16 protein-coding genes are annotated in these 18,988 nt (G+C 47.4%); 10 read left to right on the top strand and 6 right to left on the bottom strand.

Annotation, left to right across the window (positions count from 1 at the left end; genetic code table 11):
* The first annotated feature begins 2 nt into the window (after positions 1-2).
* Positions 3-1,724, top strand: a complete 1,722-nt coding sequence (locus tag PUW25_RS05085; protein WP_047912280.1) for a cellulase family glycosylhydrolase — start codon at positions 3-5, stop codon at positions 1,722-1,724.
* A gap of 146 nt (positions 1,725-1,870) precedes the next feature.
* Here PUW25_RS05085 and PUW25_RS05090 read toward each other — a convergent pair whose 3' ends face one another.
* Positions 1,871-2,686, bottom strand: a complete 816-nt coding sequence (locus tag PUW25_RS05090) for a helix-turn-helix domain-containing protein (RefSeq protein ID WP_047912279.1) — start codon at positions 2,684-2,686, stop codon at positions 1,871-1,873.
* A 173-nt stretch (positions 2,687-2,859) separates the two neighbouring features.
* Here PUW25_RS05090 and PUW25_RS05095 point away from each other — a divergent pair, with 173 nt between their 5' ends.
* On the top strand, positions 2,860-3,312 hold the full coding sequence (locus tag PUW25_RS05095; RefSeq protein WP_047912278.1) for an SRPBCC domain-containing protein: 453 nt from the start codon (positions 2,860-2,862) through the stop codon (positions 3,310-3,312).
* Between the two features lie 168 nt (positions 3,313-3,480).
* Here the strand turns inward: PUW25_RS05095 and PUW25_RS05100 are convergent, their stop codons facing one another.
* Positions 3,481-4,188, bottom strand: a complete 708-nt coding sequence (locus PUW25_RS05100) for a protein kinase family protein (protein ID WP_047912277.1) — start codon at positions 4,186-4,188, stop codon at positions 3,481-3,483.
* Positions 4,189-4,380: 192 nt separating this feature from the next.
* Here PUW25_RS05100 and PUW25_RS05105 point away from each other — a divergent pair, with 192 nt between their 5' ends.
* Positions 4,381-5,295: a PD-(D/E)XK nuclease family protein gene (locus tag PUW25_RS05105; RefSeq protein WP_337999943.1), complete on the top strand. Its 915-nt coding sequence runs from the start codon at positions 4,381-4,383 to the stop codon at positions 5,293-5,295.
* A gap of 218 nt (positions 5,296-5,513) precedes the next feature.
* Positions 5,514-6,740 (top strand): AGE family epimerase/isomerase, encoded by a 1,227-nt coding sequence (locus PUW25_RS05110; protein ID WP_047912276.1) that lies wholly within the window; start codon positions 5,514-5,516, stop codon positions 6,738-6,740.
* A gap of 58 nt (positions 6,741-6,798) precedes the next feature.
* Here the strand turns inward: PUW25_RS05110 and PUW25_RS05115 are convergent, their stop codons facing one another.
* The gene (locus PUW25_RS05115) at positions 6,799-7,656 is read right to left on the bottom strand and encodes a helix-turn-helix domain-containing protein (RefSeq protein ID WP_193746052.1); all 858 of its coding nucleotides are present in this window, start codon (positions 7,654-7,656) and stop codon (positions 6,799-6,801) included.
* A gap of 215 nt (positions 7,657-7,871) precedes the next feature.
* Here PUW25_RS05115 and PUW25_RS05120 point away from each other — a divergent pair, with 215 nt between their 5' ends.
* Positions 7,872-9,080 carry an MFS transporter gene (locus PUW25_RS05120; RefSeq protein WP_047912275.1) on the top strand — a complete coding sequence of 403 codons (1,209 nt, stop codon included), beginning with the start codon at positions 7,872-7,874 and terminating at the stop codon, positions 9,078-9,080.
* A 133-nt stretch (positions 9,081-9,213) separates the two neighbouring features.
* Here PUW25_RS05120 and ald read toward each other — a convergent pair whose 3' ends face one another.
* Positions 9,214-10,341, bottom strand: a complete 1,128-nt coding sequence (ald, locus tag PUW25_RS05125) for an alanine dehydrogenase (protein WP_047912274.1) — start codon at positions 10,339-10,341, stop codon at positions 9,214-9,216.
* A 270-nt stretch (positions 10,342-10,611) separates the two neighbouring features.
* Between ald and PUW25_RS05130 the strand changes: the two genes are divergently transcribed.
* Both PUW25_RS05130 and PUW25_RS05135 read left to right on the top strand, forming a co-directional pair.
* Positions 10,612-12,231 carry a PucR family transcriptional regulator gene (locus PUW25_RS05130; RefSeq protein ID WP_238546394.1) on the top strand — a complete coding sequence of 540 codons (1,620 nt, stop codon included), beginning with the start codon at positions 10,612-10,614 and terminating at the stop codon, positions 12,229-12,231.
* Between the two features lie 61 nt (positions 12,232-12,292).
* On the top strand, positions 12,293-13,297 hold the full coding sequence (locus PUW25_RS05135; protein ID WP_047912273.1) for a DUF1835 domain-containing protein: 1,005 nt from the start codon (positions 12,293-12,295) through the stop codon (positions 13,295-13,297).
* 251 nt (positions 13,298-13,548) lie between these two features.
* On the opposite strand, the gene PUW25_RS05140 is transcribed toward PUW25_RS05135, so the two are convergent.
* The gene (locus tag PUW25_RS05140) at positions 13,549-14,778 is read right to left on the bottom strand and encodes an aminopeptidase (protein WP_047912272.1); all 1,230 of its coding nucleotides are present in this window, start codon (positions 14,776-14,778) and stop codon (positions 13,549-13,551) included.
* Positions 14,779-14,952: 174 nt separating this feature from the next.
* Between PUW25_RS05140 and PUW25_RS05145 the strand changes: the two genes are divergently transcribed.
* Genes PUW25_RS05145 through PUW25_RS05155 form a run of 3 tightly spaced genes read left to right on the top strand, consistent with a single transcriptional unit; the run spans position 14,953 to position 17,579 of the window.
* Positions 14,953-15,738: a LamB/YcsF family protein gene (locus tag PUW25_RS05145; protein ID WP_047912271.1), complete on the top strand. Its 786-nt coding sequence runs from the start codon at positions 14,953-14,955 to the stop codon at positions 15,736-15,738.
* Positions 15,739-16,554 carry a 5-oxoprolinase subunit PxpB gene (gene pxpB / locus PUW25_RS05150; RefSeq protein WP_047912270.1) on the top strand — a complete coding sequence of 272 codons (816 nt, stop codon included), beginning with the start codon at positions 15,739-15,741 and terminating at the stop codon, positions 16,552-16,554.
* Complete coding sequence (locus PUW25_RS05155) at positions 16,551-17,579, top strand: 5-oxoprolinase subunit C family protein (RefSeq protein WP_047912269.1); 1,029 nt, start codon at positions 16,551-16,553, stop codon at positions 17,577-17,579. The genes pxpB and PUW25_RS05155 overlap by 4 nt, the downstream gene beginning before the upstream one ends.
* On the opposite strand, the gene PUW25_RS05160 is transcribed toward PUW25_RS05155, so the two are convergent.
* Positions 17,556-18,686, bottom strand: coding sequence for an AbrB family transcriptional regulator (locus PUW25_RS05160; RefSeq protein WP_047912268.1), 1,131 nt, complete (start codon positions 18,684-18,686; stop codon positions 17,556-17,558). The genes PUW25_RS05155 and PUW25_RS05160 overlap by 24 nt on opposite strands.
* Positions 18,687-18,988 lie beyond the last annotated feature (302 nt).

Below are 18,988 nucleotides of genomic sequence, written 5' to 3' on the forward strand. Positions count from 1 at the left end.
AAATGGTATTGCACAAAAAGCGTTCGAAGAGCTTACTCGCACTTGCAATGGTTCCAGCACTTGTCATTTCTTTATTCACATCTGTTGCCTTTGCGGACAAGCAGCAGGAAGCAGAGCCAGTGGCCAAAAATAAACTACAGGCTTATGTAGATGACATGCAGCCCGGATGGAATCTGGGGAACTCCCTGGATGCCGTCGGAGCGGATGAAACAGCCTGGGGCAATCCGAAAATTACGAAAGAGCTGATTGAGGAAATTGCAGACCAAGGATATAAGAGTATTCGTATCCCAGTGACCTGGGACAGCCATATCGGTGAAGCTCCGAACTACACCATTGAGCCTGCTTATCTGGAGCGGGTTGAACAAGTTGTAGATTGGGCTTTGGATGAAGATCTGTATGTCATGGTTAACGTCCATCATGATTCCTGGTTATGGATCAGCCACATGGAGACGAAGCATGACGAAGTCCTTGCTCGGTACAACGCGATCTGGACCCAAGTAGCAGACCACTTCAAAGATCATTCCAACAAATTGATGTTTGAAAGCGTTAACGAGCCGCGCTTCTCCGACGGTGGAACGACAGATGAAGAGAAGATGTTCGATATGCTGAAAGAACTGAATTTGTCCTTCCACAGCATTCTGCGTGAATCCGGCGGCAAGAATGCAGAACGACCGCTTGTTCTATCAACCTTAGAGGCTTCGCCTACACAGGAGAGAATGGATGAGCTGTATGCCACAATTACAGAGCTGAATGATCCTAATATTATCGCAACCGTTCATTATTATGGATTTTGGCCGTTTAGTGTGAACATTGCGGGTTATACCCATTTTGAAAAGGATACGAAGAACGATATTATCCAAACCTTTGATAATGTCCACAATACGTTTGTTGCCAAAGGAATTCCGGTCATTCTTGGTGAGTATGGACTTCTTGGCTTTGACCAAAGCACGGCTGTAATCGAGCAGGGTGAGAAGCTGAAATTCTTCGAGTTCCTGACGCATTATCTGAATGAAAAAGATGTAACTCACATGCTATGGGATAACGGCCAGCATATGAATAGAACAACCTACGAATGGTCTGATCTCGACTTCTTCAATATGATGAAGGAAAGCTGGAAGGGACGGTCGGCAACGGCTGAGACTGACCTGATCTTTGTCGAAAAAGATGCGGATGTGAAGGATGCAAACATCCAGCTGGAGCTGAACGGCAATAAGCTGACGAAGCTGAGTGTGGACGGCAAGAATTTGAAGAAATTTAAAGACTATGTGGTAAGTGAGGATGTTCTTACGATCAAAGCAAGCAAGCTTGAAGAACTGACCGCTTCCGGTGAGTATGGTGTGAACAGCGTCATTACAGCTGAATTCAACAAAGGCGCAGACTGGAAATTCAGAGTCATTACGAACAGTACACCTGTGCTGCAGGATGCGGAAGGAACGACAGAGTTCTTCGCTATTCCGGTATCCTTTAACGGAGATCTGCTGGCAACGATGGAAGCGAAATATACGGATGGCACCGTAGCTGGTCCACAGAATTGGACCTCCTTCAAGGAATTCGAGTATACCTTCTCTCCTTCCTATGATAAGGGCGAAATCGTGTTGAAGCCTAACTTCTTCAATGAGACGAAGGATGGTGAGGTGGTTCTTACCTTCCATTTCTGGAGCGGAGAAGTGATCACTTATACGATTACGAAGAATGGCACAAGTGTAACAGGATCGGCTTCCTAAGATCATGAATTGAACATAAGGCCCTGGCATTCGCTTGCCGGGGCCTTATGTTTGTATGATATATGAGATGAGAAATATCCGTAGTCCTTGTCTTGCGTATTGAAGATGAACATTATAAATCTGCGCCTAAGCGGACTAGCGCTTTATCAGCGGCGGGCAACATTTCGTGTATAGGCTTCCGGCGTTTGACCGACAATGGCCTTAAAGTCTTTAATAAAATGGGACTGGTCGTGGTATCCAAGCGCAAGGCTCAGCTCAAGTGTATTCACCGTTTGTCCATGATCGAGCGCTTCCGCTGCATTTTGAAGCCGGTACAGTTTGATTACATTCTTCGGACTAATGCCTACATATTGTTTAAACATGCGCTGCAGTGTTCGTTTGTTCATATTAAACTGTTCGCATACATGATCCACTCTCGTAATTTCATGATGAAGCCGAATATATTCTGTCATTTGCTCTGTCAGATCGGTAAGCTTGTCTTCCGGGGGCAATAGGGACAATAGGGCATCATTCATACGGGAAATAAGCTCTAAGTGGTCAGACGCTGTGTTGAGAAACGTCGATTCCAGCTCTTCGCGGGGCACATTGAATATCTCATCTGCCGGAAGTGGATGATCGATCAGCCTGGATATAGACTGCCCATACCAAGGGAAGAATCCGCCTGGCTTAAATTTGATCCCGAAGACACGTCCTGTGGCACTCAGCTGATAGCTATATTTACGGGTTGCAGGCCCATAGAAAAAAGTGCGTCCTGATTCGATGACCAAATTGACACAAGGATTCGGAATGACCTCCTGAATATGGGTCTTGTCTTCAGCCAGCTCCCATTCCACAACCCAATAGTGCTTGATAAAATGCTGAAGCTCCCTACTGGGCAAAAAGCGTTCCAAGCGAAAATGCTCCTCGCCTTTCTCCAGGTTCATGATACCCATGCTAGGTTTCTGTGAGAACAAAAAGCTCATTTCAGCTTCGCTCCTGTCTGTCGCTTTTTTACAATACGCCTTCATGCTCAAGCTGTAATATCAAGTTATCAGAAGATCGAATGTTGATCTTGTCTTATTTTAACAAATTTTGGACAAAGTGAAGAAGGATATTGTCAAATACTTCGCTGTTCACGAGAAAGAGAGGGACTTAAATGGAAGCACTTCGCTATGAGCTGTATATTGGAGCATCACCCGAGAAGATATGGGACACGCTGTTCAAACCGGAAGGAACAAGGCAGATATTCTTTGGTTCGATCTTTGACTCTTCCTTCAAGGTAGGCGAGGGGTATCGATATGTCGGCCCTGGGAATGAAGGAGATGAAACGGTACACGTGTATGGTGAGGTACTGGCCTGTGAACCTGGCAAGTTGTTCAGCTGCACAGAGCATCCTGGACCAAGCTATGCGGAGAATCATGCGGAGCTCACGACTCGAATGACGTATACTCTTGAGATTGTAGGCGGCTGTACGAAGCTGACATTTGTGAATGATGAGTGGAGTGAAGGGCATCCCTCCTATGAACGAACGAAATCGACCTGGCCGATGGTTCTAAGCAATGTGAAAAGTGTAGCTGAGACAGGGAAGGCGCTGGACTTTGGTTTTTGAGGCGCTGTTTCTAAGTTCTGAGCAGAAATAGCGGCAAGGCGCTGTTCTCAGGTTCTGAACAATAATAGCGGCAAGGCGCTGTTTTCAAGTTATGAACGAGAATAGCGGCATGCAGCATCTCTATGAATGACTTGGAGATGCACATGCCGCTTTTTTTTATACAGCTTACTATTTCATTAGCTTATCAAACAATCGGATCACCTTGGAAGAGAACTCCTCCAGATTCATGACCGATTTATTCCGGCGATGATACCATTTTTTCACGGCATCAATGACCCAGAGCGGAACCTTGATTTCGTTAAACCGGGGATAAACATTATAGTAGGCCCATACTAAGTGATCCCAGCGCTGGTCGTCACCCTCCTTCACATATTCGGAGACATCGAGCACTTTGCCGCGTCCGTTCTGATTAACCACGTTCTTCAGATGGATATCCCGAGGGTTAAGGCCTACGCTTCTTACATACCTGCGAGCCTCTTCTACATCAAGGATAACCTGTTCCGGTACTGGAATTCCGAGGGTTATGCAGTCCTGAAGCGTAGGGCCATCTTCAAAGCTGAGTACCAGGTAATTCACACCGTCCCCATAACAAGCTGCAAAATACGGAGAACCCTTCAGCTTCGCATAAACTTCTTTTTCTATATTCTTCTTGTCTAAGGCCTGCTGTGAATAAATCTTGAAGGCATATTGAGGTAATTCCGGCATTATAAATACGGCGGCATCGGTACCAACACCGATGCATTCTAATCCATCTGTATTTCCTTCAATGCTGACCAGATCATTCTCCGCATTACCTATAATTTCGACCTGTCCAAGTAGGGAGTCGGCCTTGAGCCAATCCTTCCTTACTTCTTCCTGCTCAAATTCAGTACTCATGTCTGTTTGCCCCTTTAACGTGAACAACCCTGCCTTGTCTTCCATTATATGCAGGAGTGGCTTCTCATTGCTTTGTTCTTAGTACGCTCCATAATATGAAATGTTTCGTTAGATTCTGCGGGTTATGATAGAATACAATACAATAAAGCGATGATAGATTGCAAAGAAAGGCTCTGATGGATCATGATAACAATGTATCCCCCGTGGTCCTATTCAGGATCACGAGCAGGTATGTTTAATGAATGCCTTCGTAAATATTATTACCATTATTACGGTTCACATAACGGTTGGAAGCCGGAGTCCGCAGATCCGGACCAGGTTCAAACCTACCGGCTGAAGCAGCTCAGCAGCCTGTATTTGATATTCGGGAACCTTGCACATCAAATGTGTGAATCGGTCATACGAAGCTGGGAGCGTAACAGAACAGTGCCGGAGGTACCCTTCTTACAGCAACGAATGCGAGACCTGTTGAACAAGGCCTATGTGGAATCCAAAGATATGAATGGATGGCATCTGAACCCCAAGTACCATACCATGCTGTCTGAAATGTACTATGACGAAGATGCCAAGCTTCAGAACCGAATTACCTCGATCAAAGCACGGATGGAGACCGTGGCTGGGAAGCTGTACGAGAGCAGGACGTGGAAGGAGATTCAGTCTGGCATTGCTCATATAATGGAGGTCGAGAAATGGGACCATATGATTCTGCACGATACGAAAGTATACGTGAAGATGGACGTGCTGTATCGCAATGAGAAAGGCCATATCGTTATCGTTGATTGGAAAACAGGGAAGGAAGACAATTTTACAGAGCAGCTATACTTATATGCTGCCTATGTTCACGAGCATTATAATATACCGTACGAGCATATTGAGCTGAGAGTAGAGTATCTGCTAACCGGAATTAGTGAGAGCTATCAGGCATCTCAGGCTGAAATTGATGAGGTCATCGCCAAGGTAGGCAGAGAGATCGAGGAGATGAAATCCTGTCTTGCCGATGATTACTACAACCGGCCGAAGGAAATCGGATATTTTACGCCAATGCCTTCGGAAAGAGTGTGCGGAGAATGCAACTTCAGAGAGATATGCAGCTACAGAGCAATATAAAATAACACGATAAGATTTAATTCTTATCGTGTTATTATTTTATATAGCGAAATAAGATTACTTAGAGATTAATATACAAGAGTATGTTATTATATTTTGAGGTTTGTTATTGTGGTATATTCCTTGGTTAATATGAATAATTAACTATTTTGTTATGATGTTGTTATGATGAATTGAGAGATGAGCTGCTAGTAAGAAGGATCGAGGAGGAAGGATGTATGGAGAAGAGCTTGGACTTGCAAGTCTGGCTGGAAGAGGTTGAATTCGAGCTTAAGAACAATATATTGGGCTTCTGGAAAGCACGGACGGTCGACGATACCCATGGCGGTTTTATCGGGGCGATGAATGCGGACGGTGAGATTGAACATGGAGCGGATAAATCGCTTGTTCTTAATGCGCGAATACTATGGACATTTGCTGCCGGTTACCGAAAATATGGGCAGGACGATGATCTTCATATGGCCGAGCGTGCGCTCGAACAGCTGAAGACCCATTTTGCAGATAAAGAATATGGCGGCTTCTACTGGATGATTCATCCGGACGGGACACCCTCAGAGGATAAGAAGCAGGTATATGGGCAGGCTTTTGTCATCTATGCACTCGCTGAATACATTCGGGCTACGGGCAATCGCGAACCGCTGCAGCTGGCAGAAGAGATCTACCGCCTGCTCGAACGTTATGCCTATGATCCGGTACATACAGGGTATGTGGAAGCCTTATCAAGAGAGTGGGGCGAGACAGACGATCTCAGCCTCAGCGGCAAGGATCTGAATGAACGCAAATCCATGAACACGCATCTGCATGTGCTCGAGGCTTATACGAATCTATACCGGATATGGAAGCCGGAGGGGCTGCGCCTGAAGCTTAAGGAGCTGATCGAAGTCCATTTGAATCTAATACTGGATGCGGAGTCAGGTCACTTCAAGCTGTTCTTTGATGATGAGTGGAATTCACAGTCTGCCGACGTCTCCTATGGACATGATATCGAAGGAAGCTGGCTGCTGTGGGAAGCGGCAGAAGTACTCGGAGACCGGGAGCTGCTGGACAAGGTTCGAGCTGCTGCGATCCAGATGGCTGTGGCGACGCTTGCGGAAGGTACGGACACAGATGGCGCCATATATAATGAGCTTCATGCAGACGGCAGACTGGATGACAGCAAGGACTGGTGGCCGCAGGCAGAAGCAATGGTCGGATATCTTAATGCCTATCAGATCAGTGATGAAATGCAGTACTTGTATGCCGCTCAGAACAGCTGGAGCTTTATTCGGGATTATATTGTTGATCGTACAGGCGGGGAATGGCACTGGCAGGTATTCCGTAGTGGTGAGCCTAACCGCAGACAGCAGAAGGTTGGGGCATGGAAATGTCCGTATCATAACAGCCGGGCTTGTCTGGAAGCGATCGAGCGTTTGGAATCGATTGTTAGATCACGCGCTGTAGTTTAGTGTTCTTTGCATAACAAATAAGCATAACAAATTAGGTGAAAACAGATCTTGGCGATAGCTAAAGATCTGTTTTTTTATGATGCTGTTGTATGGACAAGCCCTCCGCATAGGAAAGACTCTGATTATGATGCTCTCGATACTGCTTAGGCGACATGCCGACAACTCTAGTGAACAGAATAGAGAAATAATTGGGATTCTCGTAGCCGGTAATCTTGGCAATCTCCCATATTTTCATCTCGGACTGAACGAGGAGCCGGGTTGCTTCGCCCATGCGTCTCTGGATCATGTAATTAATTGGTGAAGTACCATAGGTGTTCTTGAAGATATGAGCAAGATAGTAGGAACTGATATTAAACTCGTCAGCAATCTGTTTGAGATTCAGAGCCTGTGTATAGTTCCCGTCGATATATTCCTTGATCTCGGTTGCGAGCTTGTTTTTGGTCAAGCTTTGAGCGGAATTTTGCAGTTTGAGCATGCGGTGTACAAGCACCAGAATGGAGCTCAGTATATGCCCTGCGATTTGTTCATATCCTTCCTCCTGCATGGAGGATTCCTCGAACAGCAGCTCCATGAGCGTCACCATCTCGCTCGAGTATTTGTTAGCACGAATCAGAGGATGGGCGTGGGGCGGAACAATATATTCGCGAGCAGAAGAGAAGCCGCAGTAGCAGATAAACACCGGATGCTCCTTGGAGGATTTCTCGGCGTGCAGAATGCCTTTGTTGTAAATAAGCACATCCCCTTTGGCCGCGTGATAGCTCGTTTCCCCTATAATAAAATCCCCTTCGCCTTCCTTAATAACGAGAATTTCAAACAGATCATCATGCTTGTGGCTTGGGAACTGCCAGTCTGGATTATTGCTTATGCTCCCGGCATATAACAGCTGCTCAGCAGGCGGAACAGTGTTCTTGTTCACCTTGATCCCTTCCTTCTGTGTCGATTGAATCATGGTTCACATCGTAAAGCCAAGTGAAACCTTCTGTCAAATAAAAGAACAAGATATATAACAAGGAAATAAAACCCAGCAACATGTTTAATTGTAGACTCCCTCTAATATCCGTATGCTGATAAAGGCGGATTTCAAACCATACACCGCACTATGAAATTATATAAAGATAGAGGGAGAGAAACATGTCTTACTCCAAGGAAAAAGGACTCGTCTTTTCTTTTACACTAATGGCATTTATCCTCGGTACGACGGAATATGTTATTGTTGGTCTGCTGTCAGATATTGCCCGTGATTTTGGCGTTACGCTCACGGCGGCGGGAATATTAGTATCTGGATTTGCCATGGCCTATGCTGTGGGTACACCAATTGTACTGAGCATCTTCGGTCGTTTCCCCAAGCGGATGCTGATATTAACCGGGATTACACTCATCATCCTGTTGAACATACTTAGCGCATTATCCGGTTCATTTGCATTCCTGATGGGAACAAGAATAGTCACAGCGATTCTGTGCGGTTTGTCCCTATCGCTGGCCATATCGGTAGCAAGTGATTATGTGGCCCCTGAGCGCCGGGGGCGTGCAATCTCTTACATTTTAGGCGGCTTTACCATTGCTAATGTGTTTGGGGTTCCGATCGGCACCTTCGTAGGACAGTTTTTTGATTGGCCTGCTACATTTATTCTTGTCAGCATTTTGGGCGTAGCAGCGCTGTTGTTAAACGCGGTGTATATTCCAAGAGGTATTCCTGTTGTGAAGGTATCCGCCAAAGAACAGTTTGTTCTGCTTGGGAATCCGCGGATCATCCTTGCTTTTCTGATTCCAGCCTGCGGGACGGCAGCTATATTTGTAGTATATACGTATATTGAACCGATTATGGGCGAGGTCATGGGTCTTCCAAAGGCTTGGTTCAGTGTTATTCTGTTCATATATGGACTCGTTACCATCGTAAGTAATTATATTGGGGGCCGAGTCGCGACGGGAGATTACATGGGTAAGCTGAGGATCGTCTTTATGGTTCAGGCGGCACTTTTTGTTCTGTTCGGATTGCTTGCCTCGGTGCCTGTTGCCGGGCTGCTGAGCCTGATTATGATTGCACTGGTCTCTTATGTACTGAATGCATCTACACAGCTGTATCTTATTGATCTCGCTCGCCGATACGTGCCTCGGGCAAAAGATTTTGCGACTTCTCTGATGCCGGTTGCGAATAATACCGGGATCGCAGTAGGCTCCTTTATTGGGGGGCTGGTTGTGCAGAGCAGCGGACTTGCCGCTCTTCCGTGGCTGGCGCTTGCATTCACGGTTGCCGCCTTTGTTATTACAGCATTCTCTTATCAGCTCGACCGGAAGCAAAAGGCAGAAGTGCAGGATGAGCTTGCACCGATTCATACCTGATATTTGAACAAAAGCAAAAGCAGCGCCTGCCTACTCTTGAACTTGAGTAGGCAGGCGCTGTTTTCTTTTTTATATGAATAGAAGTTTAGGTGTTATCAATCATCGCCTTCGAAGGATCTGGGCTGCAGACGAGTTAGTTGGTTACTGCGGTTCTTAATGCTTCGTCTGCTGAGACGAAGGGATACCCGAGATCTCTCGCGACGGCCTCATACGTAACCTGGCCTTTAAATACATTCAGACCTGTAAGAATGGCCTTATCCAGCTTCATCGCTTGGAGAGCACCAAGATTAGCCAGCTTCAGCGCATATGGCAAGGTTGCATTTGTGAGTGCCAGTGTAGAAGTACGCGGCACCGCACCCGGCATATTGGCTACCGCATAATGCACAACGCCATGCTTCACATAAGTTGGATTGTCATGAGTTGTGATATGATCGATCGTCTCTACAATTCCGCCCTGGTCAATGGCAACATCCACGATAACCGAGCCGGGGCTCATATTCTTCACCATGTCTTCGGTTACGAGACGAGGAGCCTTAGCGCCAGGAATCAGCACAGCGCAGATCAACAGATCAGAAGATGCGACCGCTTCTGCAATATTTGCAGGTGTGGATACCAGGGTATGAATGCTGCTGCCGAAGATGTCGTCCAGCTCGCGGAGACGATTCACGCTAAGGTCGATGATCGTCACATCTGCACCAAGACCTGCTGCGATTTTGGCTGCATTCGTACCCACAATTCCTCCACCGATGATCGTAACCTTACCGCGGCTTACACCCGGAACTCCGGATAGCAGAATCCCTTTGCCGCCTTTGTTCTTCTCCAGCAGCTGAGCACCGATCTGAGCAGCCATTCGGCCAGCGACTTCACTCATAGGCGTCAGCAAAGGCAGGGCTCCGTTCACCGTGATCGTCTCGTAAGCGATCGCAATCACTCCGCTGTCCACGAGAGCTTTGGTAAGCTCAGGCTCGGCCGCAAGGTGAAGATACGTAAACAGAATAAGACCATTTCGGAAATATCCGTATTCACTGGACAGTGGCTCTTTGACCTTCATCACCATATCTGCTTTATTCCATACTGAGGCAACATCCGTCAGCTCAGCTCCAGCTGCAGCATATTCAGCGTCGGTAAAATTGCTGCCATTGCCGGCACCGGATTCCACGTATACCTGATGCCCCTTGCGTACAAATTCTGCCGCTCCTGCGGGTGTAAGGGCTACCCGGTTTTCATTGTTTTTAATTTCCTTTGGTACACCAATGATCATGCGAATCACCTCGTCGTTAGAGTAGGATATGAATGTCAACCGTGCTGATAGATTCAAGTTTTTATATAATTCAATGTCAGCTATACTACAATTCTATGTTGGATAATACCAAAATGCATCTTACTTTCTGTCTATAAATCATGTAATTCGCATAACAATATGTCATAATAGTCAAGTGTCATGGTTGTAGTTATGAATGTTAATGTAAGTATATTTCACATGGTGGTGAGTTTTCTGAAAAAATCACAATCTCTTACCATAAAAGAGGTCATGAACCGACCGATCTTCAAAAGAGCCCATATTGCTGCCGGAGAAAAAGGTCTCCATCGTCAGGTAGGCTGGGTTCATGTGCTGGAAATAACCAAGATTTCACCTTACTTGAGCAGAGGCGATCTCATCTTGTCTACTGGACTCTGGCTCAAATTTGAGCAGGAGCGGAAGGAGTATCTTCTTCAGCTCATCCAGAGTGAGGCTGCAGGTCTGTGTGTTGAATTCGGAACAAGCATTGATCATATCCCTGCGGATATTCTTGAGCTAGCGGATGAGCATGGATTTCCGATTATCGTATTTGACAAGCCTGTCCGTTTTGTAGAAATTACGCAGGATATTCACTCTTATCTTATTAACCGTCAGCATCAGCTCCTAAAGGATCTGGAGAATTATTCCCGCAAAATTCAGCAGCTGACGCTCCAAAGTACCGATGTATCCAGCATTCTCCGTCTGCTCCATGAATATTCATCCCAGCAGGTTGCGTATATCTCTACCCTTGAACATAACCAGTTCTATCCCAGTATAGAACCAGAAGTCGCAGCCGCAATTTCAGAGCTGTACGCCCATGAAGTAGAGCATCGAAGCCTGGGGAGTCAGGAATCAAACATTCATGCTGCACTCGATGAGGACACAACGATATTGTTCCAGCCTGTCGTTATTTTTGGGCAGGTATTCTCGGGGGTGGGCATTGTAACGAGAGAACAGCCGACGGAAGCAGCACCTCTTCTTCTGGATTACACGGTAAAAGCCGTAGCCACGCTACTGCTGCGGACTCAGTTTCTGGAGGAGAAAATGCTCCGTAATCAGAACGGTATTCTGCAGGATCTGCTCAGCAACCGGATTCATAATGAGGAGCAGGCACAGACGAGCATGGGGCTGCGTCTGCTGGTGAAGGGTCAATACCTGTTCATCGGCGGTGTGATGGAAATTGAGCATCGCTCCAAGAACGTTGCGGAGGAGCGAAAGGAAGCGGGGCATCAAGATATTATGGTGCTGCTCCGTTCACTGCTGAAGAAAAATAATGTACCTCATCTTGTGATGATGAAAATGAACCAAATTCATGTGCTCTGTGCCAAAGAGTCCATTACGAAGGATACGGAGCGTAATCTAATGCTTACACTCCAGACGATCACAGCGGATATCAGCCGTTTTGCTACCCATCAGCTTGAAGGTGTGATGATTCATGCCGGTTTTGGCAAAGCAAGAAGCAAGATGATTGAATCCTCGCGAAGCTTTGAGGAGGCTTATCAAGTCATTGAGGTCAGTAGAAGTGTGCCTCAGATGAACCCGTGTTTATTTTATGACAGATTGGGAGTCTATCAATTGCTAAAGGCTGCGCCGAACGAGTTTCTGAAGTCCTTCGTACAGGACCACTTAGGAGCATTGATTCAATATGATGAGAAGCACGAGCTTCAGCTTCTGTCGACGCTACAGGCCTATATGAATGCCTTCGGCTCCAAGCTGGAGACCGCTAAATCTCTATATATTCATAGACAAACCTTGTATAACAGACTGGATAAGCTGGAGGAGATTCTGGGAGAGGACTGGCTGCAGCCACACCGCCGAACGTCAATCGAAATGGCACTGCTCGCCCATGATATGCTTCAGCACAGCCGCTAGGGAAGCGGAGCGTACAATTTTTTTTCGTGTCAAAAAGAGCTTATATGATGGAGGAACCAACATGCTGCATATTGTGAATGGTGATATTGTCGCAGATAAATTGAAACAGTCTGGAATACAAGGCGAAATTCTGGTGTGGCGCGAAATCTACTCGTGCGGACCCTTGTTTGAGCATATGGAGGATGAGGTGAATTCCTCTCTGCGGGCAGAAGCCCTGGAACGCCTCCTTGGTATTCCAGCAGGAGAGTATATGGCCCAGTGTCGAAGTCAGGAGCTTGTGCTGAAGAGGCTCGCTGCATTTGATGAGGTGGTGCTGTGGTTCGAGCATGATTTGTTCGATCAGACGATACTTGCGTATCTGCTCCACTGGTTTCAACAGAATGACACGGTCCGTGTTAAGCTGAATCTGCTCAGCATTGGATCTTATCCTGGAATTCCATTGTTTCGAGGACTGGGACAATTATCTCCACCTGAGCTCCAAGCTTTATCCGGGACATGGCACCTGCTGAGCCGTGATGAGCTTGAGCTGGGAAGCGCGTGGTGGAGGGCGTATATCTCGTCCAACCCGAGTGAGTTAGCGCAGTTGCTGGAGAAGACCGAAGAAGAGACTTCGATTCTTCCATTTGCCAAAAAAGCCTTTACTGCTCATTTATCTAGACTTCCTTCGTTTCAAAATGGGCTTGGCTGTGTTGAGCAAGAAGTACTCAATACCTTAAAGAACGGCGGGAGAAGACCGCATTCGCTGTTCAGGGAGGTCGGAGATCGACTGCATCTTCTTGGCATGGGCGATCTTGAATTTTGGTCGATTCTGAGACGAATGGCTGCTGGTTCCGCTCCTGTGCTGCAATTGGCAGGAAGTGATCGCTTCCCGGATTATCAGTTCATCCCTGCAGGTTTTAAGGAGGCTGTACTCACCATAACAGAGCAAGGCGAGAAGGTGCTGGGCGGGAGCGTTCATTATATGCCGGACTCAACTGAAGAGGTATGGTATGGAGGGATTCCTCTGCATGGGGGGGTCAAGTGGGGCTGGAATCGAGTAACGGAGTCACTTGTGAAGCTGAAATAACGCGAATATGCAGATTGATGCCGAGCTGATACATCTCCAAATGAAGTATTACTGAACGAAAGCGGTCTGGAGCGCATTGCTCTGATCCAAATCTCGTCCTGATCCAAATCTTGTCCTGATCGCTCGAATAAATAAAAAAATACTCTCTCGAAAATCATAAGACCCGATACACAAGTCAGCTGTGAATCGGGTCTTACTACTATCGTTTCGATGAAGTTTACAGACTTCAAAATAGCGGCTCTACCGCATCATTAGAATGCCCAGTTGCCCTGCTTGAAGACTGCCTCTTCCTTGCCATCCTTCGTAATTCCGATAATGTCGAGCTCACCGGAACCGATCATGAAGTCGGTATGTGCCGCACTTGTGTTCAGACCGCGTTCACGCAGCTCCTCTGGAGAGAGCTCCGTACCGCCTTCAACACAGGCCGAGTAAGCACTGCCGATCGCCAAGTGACAGCTGGCATTCTCATCAAATAGTGTTTTGTAGAACAAAATGTTGGAGTCCGAAATGGGTGAATGATGCGGAACCAATGCCACTTCTCCAAGATAGTGGGAGCCTTCGTCCATTCCGACAAGGCCTTTCAGGGTTTCTTCACCTTTCTCAGCTGTAACCTTGGTTACGCGTCCGTTCTCAAACGTGAAAGTGAAGTTATCAATAATATTTCCGCTGTAGCTGAGCGGCTTCGTGCTGGACACAGTGCCGTTTACGCCTGTACGGAAAGGAGCGGAATATACCTCTTCGGTTGGCAGGTTCGGTACAAACCATACGCCTTTTGCATTCTCTTTGTTGCCGCCAAGCCATACATGGTTCTCAGGCAGATCGAGCTTAAGATCGGTTCCTGGACCAATGAAATGAAGCTGCTTGTACTGCTTGTCGTTCAGATAGCTTGATTTTTCTTTTAGAGTAGCAACATGCTTCTCCCAGGCAGCAACCGGATCCGGCTGATCGGCACGAACCATTTGGAAGATCGCGTCCCACAGCTTCGCCACAGCCTCTTCCTCCGGCACATCAGGGAACACCTTGGTTGCCCATCCTGCAGAAGGAGCTGCTCCGAGTGTCCAGCTTACCTTGAAGGATTGCGTCAGCTGGCGGAAACGGGTAAGGGCATTGCTTGCTGTCTTGTTAGCGTTAATGATTTTTTGTGATGACACACCTGCTAACAGATCTGGATCATCCGATTTGATCGTAATAAAGGCAGCCCCATTCTCGGCCTGCTCGATCCGTTCTGCTGCAGCATGCGTAGGAACATCCAGGAACGACTCCTCAGATCCCATGTCATATTGAATTCGGGATACGGCATCATCTGACCAGTTGACTTTGACTTTATACGCACCGGCTTCGTACGATTTTTGGACAATGGCACGAGCAAGCTCAGGAAAATCAATCGAAATATTGAGCACGACGGTTTGTCCTTGTTGTACATTGACACCGACCTTAACGAGCAGCTCGGCATAGTTATTGAGTTTGGTTTGAAAGTCCATATTGAAATATCCTCCTTATTCCTGCCTGGTAAAAATGGTTCTCTTCTAGTGTACTGCTAATTCTCTCGAAATCAAAATAAAGATGCTTGTAGAGCCATGTACGCCCTAATTTGATATGATGAATCAAAGTAATGAGAAGGAAATTGATTTCGTGTCAGGAGGCTGTATTTGTGTATGAGTAACCAACCAGCACGTGAATTCCGAATTGATCTTAATTGCGATCTGGGGGAGGGATATGGAGTGTATCCTTCATCCTCTGATGCCCAGATCATGAAATACATAACGAGCGCAAACATTGCCTGCGGCTATCATGCGGGGGACCCAGGGAAGATGAGAGAGGCTGTTCAACTGGCATTAGCTCATGGAGTTGCAATTGGGGCGCACCCAGGTCTGCCGGATCTCATCGGCTTTGGCAGAAGAGAAATGGCAGTGACGCCTCAGGAGGTATACGAGCTGACCTTGTACCAGATCGGTGCGCTGACTGCGATTGCTAAGGCAGAAGGTGCCGTACTGTCTCATGTGAAGCCTCATGGAGCGCTGTACAATATGGCCGCTGAGCGGGAACCGATCGCAAGAGCCATTGCGGAAGCGGTGTATCGTGTGGATTCGAGTCTGATTCTGTTCGGGCTGGCAGGAAGCCATTCCATTCATACCGCAGAGGAAGTCGGTATCAGAACAGCGAGTGAGGTCTTTGCTGACCGTACCTATGAAGCGGGGGGGACGTTGACCCCGAGGCATATTAAGGGAGCAGTCATTCACGATTCTTCCACTTGTGTGCGGCAGGCACTGCGGATGATACAATCCGGGGAAGTCATTTCACGGGAAGGAACCCCCATTAAGATCAAGGCTGACACATTATGTATTCATGGCGACACACCGGAGGCAATCGAGCATGCTTTGCAATTAAGGGAGGCTTTTGACATACAGGGAATCAAGGTCCGAAGAATGGGGGAGCGGTAAATGAACCAGTATCCGGCCCGGCTAACAGAGCCAAAAATGGTCTCGATGGGTGATTCAGCAATCCTTATTGCATTTGATCAAAGAATTGATCCCGTTATTCACGAGCAAGTGCGTACATGCTTGATCCAGCTGGAGGCGCAGCCTTTTCCCGGCATGCTTGAATGTGTACCTGCATTTTCTAGCATTACCGTTCATTACGACCCTATCGTCGTAATGCGTGACACAAGTGGGGCATTTAAGTCTGAGCCTCTATATGACGAGGGGTTCGGCCCAAGTGGGAAGTATATTTCCCCATCACAGCGGGTTAGGAGCTATGTTAAGGCTCTGCTCGGCAAGTCTGCTCCACTTCAGCGTGAAGAGCCAAGATTGATTACGATTCCCGTATGGTATGGAGGAGAAGCGGGCCCAGACTTGGAGCAGGTCTCACGTCATACAGGACTATCTGCTGAAGAAGTGATCCGAGAGCATACAGCTCCGGAGTATACGGTATATATGATCGGCTTCTCACCAGGCTTTCCTTATCTCGGCGGGATGAATTCGAGTATTACTGTACCAAGAAGAGTCACACCTCGCTTGCAGATCCCGGCAGGAAGCGTCGGTATTGGGGGCGGGCAGACAGGTGTGTACTCACAGTCTACGCCTGGCGGATGGCAGATTATCGGCAGGACGCCGCTGTCCTTGTTTAATCCGATGGAGAAGGAACCCTCCTTGCTTCAAGCCGGAGATCGGGTGAAATTTCGGGCCATAACGGAGAAGGAGTACGGTGAATCCATGAACGGTAATTTTCCATTTATTCAAGGAGGCGGTGAAGGGTGAGTATTCGTGTGATAAAGCCCGGGATGCTGACGACAGTACAGGACTTGGGCAGATGGGGATTTCAAAAATACGGTGTTCCTGTGTCAGGTGCCATGGACAAGGATGCGGCCAGAATCGCGAATATGCTCGTGGGTAATGAAGAGACAGACGCAGTGCTGGAGGTGACTTTATCCGGAGCTGAATTCAGAATGGAGCACTCGGGTCTGATTGCCATTTGCGGAGGGGACCTTAAACCGGTCATGGACGGTGAGGCCTTGCCGTTGTGGAGGCCGCTTTTTATAAACGAAGGAAGCAGGATCAAATTCAGAGGCCCCGATTATTCTAGCAAGAGAGGGTGCAGGGCCTACATTGCCGCTGCCGGGGGGATGGATGTTCCTGTTCTTATGGGAAGTCGGAGTACTTATGTAAGAGGTGAGCTGGGCGGTTATTCGGGCAGGATGCTGCAGTCAGGAGATACGATCTCCATTCATAAACCTGGAGTACGCAGTCGTTTGCTTGAGCAGATAATAGCTGATATAGGAGAGGAGCATAGCGGGTATGTTACAACATCTTGGTTCGCCGATCCGTCTCTTATTTATTCCCGAGTCAATGTCATCAGGGTCGTGGAAGGATATCATTATACATGGATGTCAGCGCGTAGTCAGAACAGATTTGAACAACAGAAATATGTAATTGAACCAAGCTCAGATCGGATGGGATACCGGCTTCGAGGCACGGAGGGCCCCTTGGAACTTCAAGGTGAACTCGAACTCCTCTCGGAGGGGGTAAGTGAAGGGACCATTCAGCTGCCGCCAGTGGGAGAACCTATTGTGCTGCTGGCTGACCGGCAGACCACGGGAGGATATCCGCGAATAGCGCAGGTCGCAAGTGTAGATCTCGGACTCCTTGCCCAGCTTCCTCCAGGAGCTCATCTGTCCTTTCGCCTCATCCGTGTGCAGGAAGCGGAGACCCTTCTGATTATGAAGGAGATCCAAATGAATCAGCTTAGAAATGCCATCCAATTAAAGATGCTCCTCGGTCACTAGACGGTTCCTTTTGTGTACATAGCTTATGATCATTCTCAGTACGGGAGGAACTGCAAAAAAAATAAACAGCAGACGGAACAACTGATAGACAGCAACGATGGACAGATCTGCACCGATCTCATGCGCCATAATACTCATTTGATCCATTCCTCCAGGGGCCAGGCTGAGCAGCGCAGTTGGAAGACTGACAGAACTAAACACAGACAATAAGAAGCTAAGTATTGCCGCGCCAGTGACAAGCAGCAGACTCGAAGTAATGGAAAGGGACAGAATTTTAAATCTCTGCGTAAACTGACCGGGCTTGAGCAGCAAACCAAGATATGCACCAATAAGCACTTGAGCTCCGTTAATAGCCGCAGGAGGCAGAATAGGGCCAATTAGACCCGTCATTTGCAGCAATGCGGTTCCGATCATGGGGCCGAGCAGCGGCGCAGTTGGGAATTTTAATTGCTTGGCTCCCCAAGCACACACAATACAGACCACAGCATACAGTCCATAGTTCAAAATAATACTTTGACCGCTGCCCATTATCGCAGCAGCTCCTTCACTGAGACCAGCACCATCTGAACCTGAATGCTCATGAGTCTGACCAATAATAGGGCTGAAGAGCAGGGCGGGAACGGATATGATGATGGTAAATAAACGAATGACCTGCATAACGGTAACGATCGTGACATTAACCCCTTTGGTTTCTTCCGCAAGGGTAACGACCTGGCTTAAGCCGCCAGGGATGCTGCCCATCAGCATCGTCAAGAAATCGGTTCGCGTCAGTCGGGACAAAATAACGGCCATGCCAGCACACAACAGGAGTAACAGCACCGTCATAAGGAGCATCGTCGGCAGATGCCTGGTAATTTCCTTAATCGCAGAGAGAGTGAAGGACAAGCCCATCGTATAGGCAACGATGATCATTCCTGTATTTCGCAGGGAGGCGTTCCACTCAAACTGGGCTGCCCATTTACTAGAGCCGATCAGTACAAATACCATTGGACCCAGCAGCCAGGAGAGCGGAATGTGAAGCAGAGCAAAAACCCAGCCGCCGAGTAGAGCAGTGAGCAGTGTTAGGCACAGGCGTGCCGTTTTATGCTTACGTAATATGCCTTGCATAGCGAAGATCATCCTATTCTATATTGGATTCATGGAGCGTAGGTCGTTCTTATATGTACATGATCCTGTTAAGCATACTACTCCTTGCTTACATTATGAAAGTTATTAATAAATTTAATCAGAGATTTATGTTAGCTGCAGATCATAATTAATTAAGACTCAATACCATTTTATTCAGGCGTTCAGATACAAGCTGACAATGATGCTAGCGTCAAAACAATGAGTTCATTGAGTTTAGATCATGTTCTTATAAAAAACAAAAAGGATGAAGAACTTACAAATTCTTCATCCTTTTTGTTTAG

It is taken from the genome of Paenibacillus urinalis (assembly GCF_028747985.1).
Lineage (GTDB): Bacteria > Bacillota > Bacilli > Paenibacillales > Paenibacillaceae > Paenibacillus > Paenibacillus urinalis.

What these genes read in the sequence shown, in the direction of transcription:
- PUW25_RS05085 (WP_047912280.1), top strand. Translation starts at nt 3, where the DNA reads ATGGTATTGCACAAAAAGCGTTCGAAGAGCTTACTCGCACTTGCAATG.
- PUW25_RS05090 (WP_047912279.1), bottom strand. Translation starts at nt 2,686, where the DNA reads ATGAGCTTTTTGTTCTCACAGAAACCTAGCATGGGTATCATGAACCTG.
- PUW25_RS05095 (WP_047912278.1), top strand. Translation starts at nt 2,860, where the DNA reads ATGGAAGCACTTCGCTATGAGCTGTATATTGGAGCATCACCCGAGAAG.
- PUW25_RS05100 (WP_047912277.1), bottom strand. Translation starts at nt 4,188, where the DNA reads ATGAGTACTGAATTTGAGCAGGAAGAAGTAAGGAAGGATTGGCTCAAG.
- PUW25_RS05105 (WP_337999943.1), top strand. Translation starts at nt 4,381, where the DNA reads ATGTATCCCCCGTGGTCCTATTCAGGATCACGAGCAGGTATGTTTAAT.
- PUW25_RS05110 (WP_047912276.1), top strand. Translation starts at nt 5,514, where the DNA reads ATGGAGAAGAGCTTGGACTTGCAAGTCTGGCTGGAAGAGGTTGAATTC.
- PUW25_RS05120 (WP_047912275.1), top strand. Translation starts at nt 7,872, where the DNA reads ATGTCTTACTCCAAGGAAAAAGGACTCGTCTTTTCTTTTACACTAATG.
- ald (WP_047912274.1), bottom strand. Translation starts at nt 10,341, where the DNA reads ATGATCATTGGTGTACCAAAGGAAATTAAAAACAATGAAAACCGGGTA.
- PUW25_RS05130 (WP_238546394.1), top strand. Translation starts at nt 10,612, where the DNA reads ATGAACCGACCGATCTTCAAAAGAGCCCATATTGCTGCCGGAGAAAAA.
- PUW25_RS05135 (WP_047912273.1), top strand. Translation starts at nt 12,293, where the DNA reads ATGCTGCATATTGTGAATGGTGATATTGTCGCAGATAAATTGAAACAG.
- PUW25_RS05140 (WP_047912272.1), bottom strand. Translation starts at nt 14,778, where the DNA reads ATGGACTTTCAAACCAAACTCAATAACTATGCCGAGCTGCTCGTTAAG.
- PUW25_RS05145 (WP_047912271.1), top strand. Translation starts at nt 14,953, where the DNA reads ATGAGTAACCAACCAGCACGTGAATTCCGAATTGATCTTAATTGCGAT.
- pxpB (WP_047912270.1), top strand. Translation starts at nt 15,739, where the DNA reads ATGAACCAGTATCCGGCCCGGCTAACAGAGCCAAAAATGGTCTCGATG.
- PUW25_RS05160 (WP_047912268.1), bottom strand. Translation starts at nt 18,686, where the DNA reads ATGCAAGGCATATTACGTAAGCATAAAACGGCACGCCTGTGCCTAACA.